Genomic DNA, 12239 nt, shown 5'->3' on the forward strand with positions numbered 1-12239 from the left:
TTTAAATATTTTAAGGATCGTAAACTTTTTTCAATTCACGTAATCCAATTTTCAATCTAGATTTAATAGTACCTAAAGGGATGTTTAATTCGTCACTTGCTTCTTGTTGGGTCATTCCTTCAAAAAACAGAGCTTTGAGTACAATCTGATACTTTTCCTCTAGTCTACCTACATGCTCCCTAATATCCAAAACATCTTGATTTAAATTGCTTGAAGGTAAGATATATACGTTCGAAGTGTCAATTTGGACTTCCTTATGAAATCTATTATTAAAACTTCTCAGTTTATCAATTGCAGTATTGCGTGCAATTCTGAATAACCAAGTAAAAAGTTTAGCCTTACTAGAATCATATTTTCTTGCATTTTTCCAAACTTTTACAAATGTTTCTTGTAGCGCATCTTCTGCAATTTCCTCATTAATAGTAATTTTTAAAATAACACCATAAAGACTGTTTGAGTAGTGCTCATACAAAAGGCTTATGGCACGTTTGTCCTCTTTTTCTAACAGTTCTATTATTTTTTGCTCTATTGGTGTTATACTCAAAATGTTAAATAATTAAAATAAAGATCCAAATTAGGATAATTAGCGTAAATATAATTAAATACCCTTTTAACGTTAGTTAAGTTAAAATATTTAGAATAATTTTTTCTTCATAAAAATTTGATTAATAGCATATTAAGAAATTATTCTAGATTCAAAAGTCACACAATTTGCTGTGGCTTTTGTGTTACATAATATTAACCTCAGTCTCAATATCAATATTAAAAATACGCTTTACAGTTGCTTTGATGAGTAATGCTAATTTATGAATGTCACTTCCTTTTGCGCCACCATAATTTACTAATACTAATGCTTGTTTATGGTGCACACCATAATCATTAAATCGTTTTCCTTTAAAACCAGCTTTTTCAATTAACCAGCCTGCAGGAACTTTTATTTCTGTCTCCGAAACTTGATATGAAGGTGCGTCCGGAAAATTGACTTTTAATTCATTAAAATCAATAACTGAAATAACCGGGTTTTTAAAAAAACTACCACTGTTGCCGATTTTGTTTGGGTCAGGTAGTTTACTTTGTCTAATACTAATTACCGCATCGGAAACATCCTTGATGGTTGGATTTGTTTTTTCAGCCAACTCTAATTGGCTTTTTATAGCACCATAATCTAAATGCAGTTTATGATTTTTCGTAGTGAGCTTTAAGTTGACACTTGTAATTATGCACTTGCCTTTCAGCTGTTGTTTAAATATTGATTCTCTATAATTAAAATTGCAGTCTTTTTTTGAATAGATTTTTGACTTTTGACTTTCAACATCTATTGTGTCACAGCTTACAAATACATCTTTAAGTTCTACACCATATGCACCAATATTTTGAATAGGTGCAGTTCCAATATTTCCAGGAATTAATGATAAATTTTCAACGCCACCAAAATTATGTTTTAAAGTCCATAGAACGAATTCATGCCAGTTTTCACCTGCCATTGCCTTAACAATGACCGAATTCTCATTTTCTTCAACAATACTTATCCCTTTTAAGTTGATATGTATCACTAAGGATTCAATATCCTCGGTTAGTAACATATTACTACCTCCGCCTAAAATAAAGAGTTCGTCCTCATGATTTTGCATTAAACACTCAGATAGTTGTTCAACCGATGTAATATTGCAGTAGGCTTTGGCATTAACATCTATACCAAAAGTATTGAATGGTTTTAATGAAATATTTTGTTGAATTTTCATTAATCTTTGTATACTTTTAATGCTTCTGCTAACACTTTTACAGCAGTTCTAAGGCTGTCTTCGTTTAAAACATATGCAATCCTAATTTGATTTTTCCCAACACCAGGCGTAGAATAAAAACCTGCAGCTGGTGCCACCATCACAGTATTATTGTTGTGGTCAAATGATTCTAATAACCAACGTGCGAAGTCATCAGAATTCTTAACAGGTAATTCTGCAATACAATAAAATGCACCGTTTGGTTTTGCTACCGTCACCCCTTCAATTTTTTCTAATTCACTTATAAGCAAGTTGCGACGATTAACATATTCATTAATGACATCATCAAAATAACTTTGAGGTGTGTCTAAAGCAGCTTCGCTAGCAATTTGAGCCAAAGTCGGAGGGCTTAATCTTGCTTGTGCAAATTTAAGTGCGGTTTTAATTACCTCTTTATTCTTTGAAACCAAATAGCCAATTCTTGCACCACACATACTATAGCGCTTAGAAACAGAATCTATAACAATGGCATGTTCTTCAAATCCCGGTTCTTGTAAAATGGAGTAATGCTCAATTCCATCGTAAACAAATTCACGATAAACCTCATCTGCAATTAAGAATAAATCATGTTCTTTAACTATAGAAGCAAGTTTTTTAATTTCTTCTTTAGAATATAGATAACCTGTTGGATTGCCTGGATTACAAATAAGTATTGCTTTAGTTTTTGGAGTTATTAATTTTTCAAATTCTTCAATTGGAGGTAATGCGAAATTGTTTTCAATTTTTGAAATTACAGGGACTACATTAATTCCTGATGCTGTTGAAAAGCCGTTGTAATTTGCGTAAAATGGCTCTGGTATAATTATTTCATCATTCTCGTCCATAATACTGCCAAAAGCAAATAATAAGGCCTCACTACCACCAGTTGTTACAATTATGTCATTGTGTGTTAAGTCAATGTCATTTTTCTTGTAATATTGAGCAATTTTCATTCTGTATTCCTCAGACCCTTCTGATCTTGAATAAGCCAATATATCTAAGGTAGAAGCTTTTATAGCATCTAAGGCTATAGTTGGTGTTTTTATATCTGGCTGACCAATATTTAGATAATATACGTTCTTACCTTTTTTATTGGCTTCTTCAGCATATGGCACCAATTTTCTAATTGGCGATTGAGGCATGTTAAAACCTTTTTTCGAAATTTTTGGCATCTACAGATTATTTAGTGTACAAAGTTCTGAAAATTCTTAAAGTTTATTTAAAAAATTACTCTTAAAAAATGTTATAAGTTAAAGATTCGTAACTTAAAATAAATTCACAACAGTATTGAAGCATTGTTACCTCTACATATCGTTATTTCTATTGACTTTTAATATACATAATTTAAATGCTCAGGAGAATTTTATCTTAAATGATATTCGTAGTGAACGAATTAACTTTGAGTTTATTAGTAATCTTATAATAATTCCGATTGAAGTCAATGGTGTAGAGTTGTCTTTTGTACTAGATACGGGTGTTAGTAAACCGATACTTTTTAATTTATCAGAGAGAGATTCAATAGATTTAAAAAACGCAAAAACGTTCTATTTGCATGGTCTAGGTGCTGAGGGTAAACTTAAAGCCTTACGATCTACTCAAAATACTTTTAAAATAGGGAACGTTAATAGCAACAATGAGGATTTATTTGTTGTCTATGATGACGCCATAAATTTTACACCACGATTAGGTGTCTTGGTTCATGGTATTATTGGTTATGATGTGTTTAAAGATTTTGTGGTAGAGATAAATTATACTTCTAAATATTTGAGACTTCATAAGGTTAGTTCCTTTGTGCCTAAAATTTCAAAAAAATGGAAATCTATTCCTATGACTATTCATGGAAAGAAACCATTCATAGATACTAAGGTTACTATAGATAAGAATGAACAAAGTGTTAAGTTACTTATTGATACTGGTAGCAGTGATGCTTTATGGCTTTTTGAAGATGAAGCCTTAGATTTAAAACCAAAAGAGAATATGATTTTCTATGACTATTTAGGTCAAGGTTTAAGTGGTTCGATATATGGGAAACGTTCTAAAGTTGAAACGTTTACAATTAGTGATTTTTCATTGCCAAAAGCCAATGTTGCATTTCCGGATTCATTGTCTATTGATAAAACAAAAATTTTTAAAGAACGCAACGGTAGTTTAGGTGGCGATATTTTGAAACGTTTTAATCTGTTTTTTGACTATACAAACGAAAGACTATACCTTAAGAAAAATAGTTATTACAAAGATTCATTCACTTATAATAATAGTGGAATTGTATTAGAGCACAACGGCTCTATGTTTGTAAAAGAACAGATTAGGATACCTTCTTATGATAAATATAGTGATAACAATAATAATAATTCAGTACAGATTAATTTTACAATTAACTATATCATGAAACTGAAACCTGCTTATAAAATTGTAGAGTTACGGAAATCTTCAAATGCGTATCTGTCTGGATTAAGAGAAGGAGATATACTAATAAGTATCAATAGCAAACAAGCGTACGACTTTAAATTGCCTGAAATTAATAGACTATTACATGGAAAGACTGGTAAACCTATTCGTTTAAGAATAGAGCGAGATGGCCAGAATATGCTGTTTAAATTTAAATTGGATGATGCTTTTAAAAAAAATGAGCCCTCAAATTGAGAGCTCATAATATTTATTCTTTACTGATTGATTTATTGCTCAATCATACTTTTACTTTTCTTTTCTAAAACACTTGTTTTACTAGGATCTACAACTAGTCCTTTAATTTTAAGTGCAACAGTAGGTCTTTCAGCATTAGAAATTACCGTGATCGTTTTTCTGATAGGATTTACTCTTTTAGTATCGTATTTAACTTCAATTTCTCCTGTTTCGCCTGGCATAATTGGACCTTTTGGCTTTTTTGGTACTGTACATCCACAAGTAGACTTTACGTTAGATATGATTAATGGTGCATTCCCAGTATTTGTAAATTCAAATATTCTAACACCATCAGCACCCTTTTCAATAGTGCCATAATCAATAATCTCTGTTTTAAACTCAATCTTTGCGACTTTCTTGTCTTGAGCATAAAGTCCAAGGCTCATCATTCCTACAAATAAAATTGCTATTAATTTTTTCATCATTTAAATTTTAAATTGATAATATAAAACTACTTACTTTTTTAATCTCATCAAAATTAATTAGATGTAATGCATTCTATTTAACAGTATTTCACTGTATTGACGCATATTAGTCCACTAATTGTTTTTCAAAAAAAGAAATATAAGTACTTTTGTCAGTTACTTAGCAAAAACAATACCAAAATATGGAAATCCCATCAAAATATAATGCATTGTCAGTAGAGAAGAAGTGGTATGACTATTGGATGGAGCATGATTTTTTTCATTCTGTTCCTGATGACAGAGAACCTTATACTATCGTAATTCCTCCTCCGAATGTGACAGGAATTTTACATATGGGACATATGCTTAATAATACGATACAAGACGTTTTAATAAGACGTGCAAGATTATTGGGTAAAAATGCGTGTTGGGTACCAGGAACAGACCACGCGTCTATAGCAACTGAGGCTAAAGTTGTTGCAAAACTAAAAGAACAAGGTATTGATAAAAATGATCTTACCAGAGATGAGTTTTTAAAACACGCTTGGGATTGGACTGAGGAATATGGTGGTGTAATACTGGAGCAATTGAAGAAATTAGGCTGTTCTTGTGATTGGGACAGAACAAAATTTACTATGGACGACGAAATGTCAGAAGCTGTAATTAAAGTCTTCATTGAATTATATAACAAAGGTCTAATTTATCGAGGTTATAGAATGGTAAATTGGGATCCCGAAGCAAAAACAACATTATCTGACGAAGAGGTTGAATATGTTGAAAGACAAGGCCAATTGTATTACTTGGAGTACAATATTGAAGGAAGTGATGAAAAGCTTACAATAGCCACCACAAGACCAGAAACTATTTTTGGTGATACAGCCATTTGTATTAATCCTAACGATGAAAGATTCAGACATCTTAAAGGTAAAAGGGCTATTGTACCTATTTGCAACAGAGTTATCCCAATTATCGAGGATGAATATGTAGATATTGAATTTGGTACTGGTTGTTTAAAAGTAACGCCTGCACATGATGAAAATGATAAAGTTCTAGGCGATAAACATAAGCTCGAAGTGGTTGATATCTTCAATGAAGATGCCTCATTAAATAGTTACGGTCTGCATTATGAAGGTAAAGACAGATTTATAGTAAGAAAAGCTATTACTAAGGAGCTAAAAGAATCTGGTGTTTTAGTTAAAACCGAAAGTTATATTAATAAGGTTGGGACATCAGAGCGCACAAAAGCTGTCATAGAACCTAGATTGAGTGATCAATGGTTTTTAAAAATGAAAGATTTGGCCAAACCTGCCATCGATGCAGTATTGAAAAATGGAGAGGTTAAGCTATTTCCTAAGAAATTTGAAAATACGTATAGACATTGGATGGAAAATATTCGTGATTGGAATATTTCTAGACAATTATATTGGGGACAGCAAATTCCAGCCTACTTCTATGGTGATGGAAAAAATGATTTTGTGGTTGCAAAGGATTTGAATGAAGCTTATGGTCTTATTAAAGACAAAGGTATTACAATTGAAAAGGAGAACATTCGTCAAGATACAGATACTTTAGATACTTGGTTCTCGTCTTGGTTATGGCCTATGAGTGTTTTTGATGGTATTAGAAATCCAGAAAATGAAGAAATTAAATATTACTACCCAACTAATGATTTGGTAACAGGACCAGACATTCTCTTTTTCTGGGTGGCAAGAATGATTGTTGCAGGATATGAATTTAAAGGCGAACGTCCTTTTGAAAATGTATATTTAACGGGATTAGTAAGGGACAAGCAACGTAGAAAAATGTCTAAGTCACTAGGTAATTCGCCTGATGCATTAAAATTAATTGAGCAATATGGTGCAGATGGTGTTAGGGTTGGATTATTGTTGAGTTCTGCTGCAGGAAATGACTTGTTATTTGATGAAGAATTATGTGATCAAGGAAAGAAATTTGCCAATAAAATTTGGAATGCTTTTAGGCTAATTAAAGGATGGGAGGTAGATAATACAATTAATCAACCAACTTCAAGCAAGATTGCTCTTGAATGGTTCGAGTCTAAATTTCAAAAAACAATTGTAGAAATTGAAGATAATTTTAGCAAGTATAGATTAAGTGATGCCCTAATGGCAACTTACAAGTTAATTTGGGACGATTTCTGTGGTTGGACTTTAGAAATGATAAAACCAGCATATCAGCAACCAATTGATTCCAAAACATTAGAAAAAGTAATTTCAATTTTTGAAGACTTACTAAAAATTCTTCATCCATTTATGCCGTTCTTATCAGAAGAAATTTGGCAATATATTGAAAAGCGTACACCAGAGCAGGCATTGATTATCTCAAAATGGCCTGAAAAAACAGCATTAAATGAACCCCTGATTACGGAATTTGATTTTGCTTCTGAAGTTATTTCTGGAATAAGAAATATTAGAAAACAAAAGAATATTGCTTTTAAAGAGACTATTGATTGTTTGGTCATCAATAATGAAAAATCAAATAAATCTTTTGATGATGTAATTATCAAGTTAGGAAATCTTAGTAGTTTTAACTACGTTAATGATGCTGTTGATGGAGCTTTAACATTCAGAGTAAAATCTAATGAGTACTTTATCCCAATGGCAGGAAGCATAGATGTTGAAGCTGAGTTAAAGAAGCTTACTGAAGAATTGAATTACACGGAAGGATTTTTGAAATCAGTTCAGAAAAAACTTTCCAATGAACGTTTTGTTAATAATGCACCCGAACAGGTTGTTCAATCAGAACGGAAAAAGGAAGCCGATGCTAAAGCCAAAATTGAGACTATTAAGGCTAGTTTAGCAAGTTTGAGTGTATAATAATTGGTAATGATAATAATTGTTTTTGGAGTCAGTGGCTCTGGTAAATCTACTATTGCAAAAGGTTTGTCAGACAGATTGCATATTCCTTATTATGATGCCGATGATTTTCATCCCGAAGCAAATATTACCAAAATGTCGGATGGTAAAAGTCTAGATGACAAAGATAGACTACCGTGGTTATTAACTTTAGCTGAAAATATTTATAATTGGTCATTGAATAAAGGTGCAGTGCTCGCTTGTTCTGCTTTGAAGGAAAAATATAGAGACTTACTTAGCACTAATTATAAGACTAAAATACATTGGGTATTGTTAAATGGAACACCAGAAATAATTAAGAAAAGAATGGATAGAAGAAAAGGCCACTACATGTCTTCTAAATTACTTAAGTCTCAATTTAAAGATTTAGAAGTTCCAGATTATGGAATTCACGCAGATATTTCAGCAGATCCAGAATCTATGATTGATGAAATAATTTCAAAACTTTAAACAATGGAAAGATCAGTTTTTGGTATCATTGGACTAGGTGTTATGGGTCGTAGCCTAAGTTTAAATATTGCTGATAAAGGCTTTAAACTTTCAGTTTATAATAGAAATATCCAAGTTGAGGAAACTATTGTTTCAGACTTTCTGAACAAGGTTGATTCTGAGATGGAAGTCCTAGGGTTTACTGATTTAGTAGAATTTGTAAGTTCCTTAGAAAGACCAAGAAAAATCTTAATAATGATAAAAGCCGGTAATGCTATTGATGGTCTAATTAGCCAGTTGTTGCCATTATTATCGGAAGGAGATATAATTATTGATGGTGGTAATTCCTTTTTTCTAGATACAAATAAAAGAGAGCTTGAATTAAAAAATAAAGGAATTAAATTCTTAGGCTGTGGTGTTTCTGGTGGCGAAAAGGGTGCCTTAAATGGACCATCACTAATGGTAGGTGGTCATAAGCGTGCTTATGAATTTGTTTCTACAGTATTAGAGGCAATCGCTGGGAAGGATAAAAATGGTAATCCTTGTTGTACTCTTGTAGGCAAAGGAGGATCTGGTCATTTTGTAAAAATGATTCATAACGGTATTGAATATGTCGAGATGCAGTTACTTGCGGAGATTTATTCACTTTTGACTAATGAATATTCAAGTGAAGAGATTTCTTCGATTTTATCTCAATGGAATCAAACCGATTTAACAAGTTATCTGTTAGGAATTACTTCAGAAATATTGAGCAAAAAAGAAAAGGGTAAATATATAATTGATACCATTTTAGATAAAGCCGGTAATAAAGGAACAGGGTCTTGGTCCTCTAAAATAGCTTTTGATCTAGGTTCGGTTAATACCATGATGTCTTCAGCAGTATTTGCACGTTATATTTCATCCCTTAAATCAAAAAGGGCTAAGCTTTCAAATCAGATTACGGCAAGAAATTCAAAGGAGAAAATAGATTTGAACCATTTAGAGAATGCGTACAGATTTGCTAGAATTATTAATCACCATCAAGGATTTGAGCTTATTAAAAAGGGATCTGATACATATAATTGGAATTTAGATTTATCTGAGATTGCACGGATTTGGACTAATGGATGTATCATTCGATCAGAATTCATGGAACAATCAATTCTACTATTAAGTAATGATAAAGGTTATCTTGATGATGCTAGTATCATATCCTTTTTAAAAGAGAACGAATCAAGTATTATTGAGTGTCTTGATAATGGTTTAAAGAATAGATTAAGTTTAAATACGTTCTATACAGCCTATGATTATTGGGTAGCAATTACAACAGAAAGATTACCTGCCAATTTAATACAAGCACAACGTGATTATTTTGGTGCTCATACATATCAGAAAATTGGATTTTCTGAGAATGAATTGTTTCATACAAATTGGGAACAAATATGATTGACTTTTCACTTTTAGGTGCTGTTTTTGCAGGAGTTGTTTTACTGCTTGTATTAATTCTAAGATTTAAAATTCAAGCTTTTATAGCATTGCTTCTTGCAAGTATTACGGTTGGCGTATTGTCTGGAATGGAACCGCTTTCAATTGTAAAAACAGTTCAAGAGGGTATGGGCAATACGCTTGGCTTTGTGGCTGTTGTCGTTGGGTTAGGAGCGATTTTTGGAGCAATTCTGGAGAACTCAGGTGGAGCAGAAGCCTTAGCAACCTATCTATTAAATAAATTTGGTGAAAAACATTCGTCATGGGCTTTAATGTTAACAGGTTTTATAGTGGCTATACCTGTATTTTTTGACGTAGCATTTATTATCCTTGTTCCAATGATATATGCATTACAGCGTAAAACTGGGAAGTCATTATTACTTTATGGTATACCATTATTAGCTGGTTTAGCTATAACTCATAGTTTTATTCCACCTACACCTGGGCCAATAGCAGTAGCAGATATTATAAATGCAGATTTAGGTTGGGTAATACTCTTTGGAATCATAGTTGGTTTTCCTACGGCTATTTTTTGTGGTCCTTTATTTGCTAATTATATTTCTAAGAAAATTAAGGTTGAAGCACCAGAATTAATTTATAACAACAACGTTTCTAAACAGTTACCTCCAGTAACATCAATCCTTGTTATTATTGCAGTGCCAATAGTGTTGATAGTTCTTAATACAATTTTAAATAGCCCAATAGTTGAAAAAGGTTTTATTTCTGAGACCATTTTGGATTGGATAGGAATGATAGGTCATCCGTTCAGTGCATTATTAATTGCCAATTTAATTGCTTGGTATTTATTAGGAGTTAAAAAAGGATTTACAAAATCTCAGTTGTTAGACATTTCAACAAAATCGTTAGGACCAGCTGGTATTATTATTTTAATTACTGGAGCCGGTGGTGTTTTTAAACAAATACTTGTTAATACAGGTACTGGTACAATGCTCGCAAATTATTTTGCAGATAAGGGAATAAGTATAATTCTGTTTGGATTTTTGTCTGCTGCAATTGTTCGGATTCTACAAGGTTCTGCTACCGTTGCTATGATTACAGCAGCAGGATTAACAGCTCCTTTATTGATTGCTGATATTTCAGAACCTCAGAAGGCATTATTGGTTATATCTATTGCGGCAGGAGCAAGCATTATGTCTCATGTAAATGATAGTGGTTTCTGGTTGGTTGGAAAATATTTAGGATTAAATGAAAAGCAGACGTTCCAAAGTTGGTCTGTAATGACAACCATATTAGCTATAACAGGGTTTTCTTGTGCATATATACTTTCGTTGTTCGTTTAGTCAATATTTGCAAGTAATTTTTAGTCAAGAGAAAAACTTTTATTTACCATTCATTTATTTTGTTACTATCGAGCTTTATGAAAATAAAGAGTAAAATGGCAAAGCCCCAGAGTCCTGAACCACCATAACTAAAAAAAGGTAGAGGAATTCCAACAGTTGGTATTAATCCCATTACCATACCTGTATTTATGGTGAAATGGACAAAAAGTATTGAAGCAACTCCATAGCCGTAAACCCTACTAAATTGTGATTTTTGGGATTCAGCTAAGTATAAAACTCTAACGATAAGTGCAACAAATAAAATCACAACCAAACTACTGCCTATAAATCCCCATTCTTCTCCAACTGTACTAAAAATATAGTCTGTATGTTGTTCTGGTACAAATTTACCTGTGGTTCTAGTTCCTTGTAAAAATCCTTTACCATAAGTTCGTCCCGAACTTATGGCCTGCTCTGATTGTATAAGGTTATAGGCTTCGGCTTTTTTCATACGCTCAAGTTTTGCAGGGTCCTTCTCCAATCTTAACCAAAGGCTAATTCTATTTTGTTGATGTGGTTTTAGACCATGCTCATAAAAAAGTTTAACACCATAGGCAAATCCAAGGCTAATTCCTAAAACCAAGATATATTGAATAATAGAAGCACGTTTCTTTTTCCTCATAAAATAACGTGCTAATAGAATTATCGTAGCTATTATGGTAGTAACAATTAAACCATATTTTAGTGCCAATATTGCAAGAACTATTAGTGCTAATGCTACTACTAAATAGACTTGCTGTAATCCTTCTCTATAAAAAACGAAAAAGAAGGCTAGGTAAACTATGGTGCTACCTGCGTCATTTTGCAATAAGATAAGAATAGCTGGAGTAAAAATAATTGCCGCAACTCTGACTTGATCTTTTAGAGTTGTCATATTGGTTTGTAGGTCACTAATATACTTAGCCACAGCAAGTGCTGTAGCAAACTTTGCAAACTCACTTGGTTGAATGGTCATACTACCTATACCATACCACGAACGTGCACCATTAACATCTTTACCAAAAATAAAAAGCCCTAGAAGCGATAATATTGCAATAATGTATATGATACTTGCGAACCGTTCATAAAATTTGGCCTCAAGTGATAGTATCAAGCCAATTAATATAAAGGTTAATCCAATAAAAATGGTTTGTTTACCATAGGGTTGGCTCATATCAAGGTAATTGGTTATTTCACCAACATGAGAGGCCGAAAGAATATTAACATAACCAAAAGCTACCAATACCAGAAATAGGATAATAGTTATCCAATCAAATTTAAATCGTCTTTGATTTTCCCTTAGCATAG

Annotated in this window: 10 protein-coding genes; 5 read left to right on the forward strand and 5 right to left on the reverse strand. The window is 32.4% G+C overall.

Translation table 11 applies throughout. From position 1 onward, the window contains the following. Positions 1–10: 10 nt before the first annotated feature. From ACFWV9_RS02145 to ACFWV9_RS02155, 3 genes are all read right to left on the reverse strand, one after another. Positions 11–544 (reverse strand): RNA polymerase sigma factor, encoded by a 534-nt coding sequence (locus ACFWV9_RS02145; protein ID WP_411893587.1) that lies wholly within the window; start codon positions 542–544, stop codon positions 11–13. Between the two features lie 184 nt (positions 545–728). Then, positions 729–1742, reverse strand: coding sequence for a UDP-N-acetylmuramate dehydrogenase (gene murB, locus ACFWV9_RS02150; RefSeq protein ID WP_411893588.1), 1014 nt, complete (start codon positions 1740–1742; stop codon positions 729–731). Continuing rightward, the gene (locus ACFWV9_RS02155) at positions 1742–2932 is read right to left on the reverse strand and encodes a pyridoxal phosphate-dependent aminotransferase (RefSeq protein ID WP_411893589.1); all 1191 of its coding nucleotides are present in this window, start codon (positions 2930–2932) and stop codon (positions 1742–1744) included. Before ACFWV9_RS02155 ends, murB begins: the two co-directional genes overlap by 1 nt. 151 nt (positions 2933–3083) lie before the next feature. Between ACFWV9_RS02155 and ACFWV9_RS02160 the strand changes: the two genes are divergently transcribed. Then, a complete protein-coding gene (locus ACFWV9_RS02160) occupies positions 3084–4403 on the forward strand; it encodes an aspartyl protease family protein (protein WP_411893590.1) in 1320 nt (439 codons plus the stop codon). Positions 4404–4435: 32 nt separating this feature from the next. Here ACFWV9_RS02160 and ACFWV9_RS02165 read toward each other — a convergent pair whose 3' ends face one another. Beyond that, positions 4436–4864 carry a DUF1573 domain-containing protein gene (locus tag ACFWV9_RS02165; protein WP_411893591.1) on the reverse strand — a complete coding sequence of 143 codons (429 nt, stop codon included), beginning with the start codon at positions 4862–4864 and terminating at the stop codon, positions 4436–4438. Positions 4865–5049: 185 nt separating this feature from the next. Between ACFWV9_RS02165 and ACFWV9_RS02170 the strand changes: the two genes are divergently transcribed. From ACFWV9_RS02170 to ACFWV9_RS02185, 4 genes are read left to right on the forward strand one after another with little or no spacing between them, the layout of a single operon-like run. After that, positions 5050–7680 (forward strand): valine--tRNA ligase, encoded by a 2631-nt coding sequence (locus ACFWV9_RS02170; RefSeq protein WP_411893592.1) that lies wholly within the window; start codon positions 5050–5052, stop codon positions 7678–7680. A gap of 9 nt (positions 7681–7689) precedes the next feature. Continuing rightward, positions 7690–8169, forward strand: coding sequence for a gluconokinase (locus ACFWV9_RS02175; RefSeq protein WP_411893593.1), 480 nt, complete (start codon positions 7690–7692; stop codon positions 8167–8169). A gap of 3 nt (positions 8170–8172) precedes the next feature. Beyond that, positions 8173–9573 carry an NADP-dependent phosphogluconate dehydrogenase gene (gene gndA / locus ACFWV9_RS02180; RefSeq protein WP_411893594.1) on the forward strand — a complete coding sequence of 467 codons (1401 nt, stop codon included), beginning with the start codon at positions 8173–8175 and terminating at the stop codon, positions 9571–9573. Further along, entirely contained in the window at positions 9570–10913 is a 1344-nt protein-coding gene (locus ACFWV9_RS02185) for a GntP family permease (protein WP_411893595.1), read from the forward strand. The genes gndA and ACFWV9_RS02185 overlap by 4 nt, the downstream gene beginning before the upstream one ends. 43 nt (positions 10914–10956) lie before the next feature. Here the strand turns inward: ACFWV9_RS02185 and rodA are convergent, their stop codons facing one another. After that, positions 10957–12237, reverse strand: a complete 1281-nt coding sequence (rodA, locus tag ACFWV9_RS02190) for a rod shape-determining protein RodA (RefSeq protein ID WP_411893596.1) — start codon at positions 12235–12237, stop codon at positions 10957–10959. Positions 12238–12239: the final 2 nt, after the last annotated feature.

It is taken from the genome of Winogradskyella sp. A2 (assembly GCF_046762865.1).
GTDB lineage: Bacteria > Bacteroidota > Bacteroidia > Flavobacteriales > Flavobacteriaceae > Winogradskyella.

Excerpts from the sequence above, each read along its gene's own strand:
- murB (WP_411893588.1), bottom strand. The coding sequence starts at position 1,742 with ATGAAAATTCAACAAAATATTTCATTAAAACCATTCAATACTTTTGGT.
- ACFWV9_RS02155 (WP_411893589.1), bottom strand. The coding sequence starts at position 2,932 with ATGCCAAAAATTTCGAAAAAAGGTTTTAACATGCCTCAATCGCCAATT.
- ACFWV9_RS02165 (WP_411893591.1), bottom strand. The coding sequence starts at position 4,864 with ATGAAAAAATTAATAGCAATTTTATTTGTAGGAATGATGAGCCTTGGA.
- ACFWV9_RS02170 (WP_411893592.1), top strand. The coding sequence starts at position 5,050 with ATGGAAATCCCATCAAAATATAATGCATTGTCAGTAGAGAAGAAGTGG.
- ACFWV9_RS02175 (WP_411893593.1), top strand. The coding sequence starts at position 7,690 with ATGATAATAATTGTTTTTGGAGTCAGTGGCTCTGGTAAATCTACTATT.
- gndA (WP_411893594.1), top strand. The coding sequence starts at position 8,173 with ATGGAAAGATCAGTTTTTGGTATCATTGGACTAGGTGTTATGGGTCGT.
- ACFWV9_RS02185 (WP_411893595.1), top strand. The coding sequence starts at position 9,570 with ATGATTGACTTTTCACTTTTAGGTGCTGTTTTTGCAGGAGTTGTTTTA.
- rodA (WP_411893596.1), bottom strand. The coding sequence starts at position 12,237 with ATGCTAAGGGAAAATCAAAGACGATTTAAATTTGATTGGATAACTATT.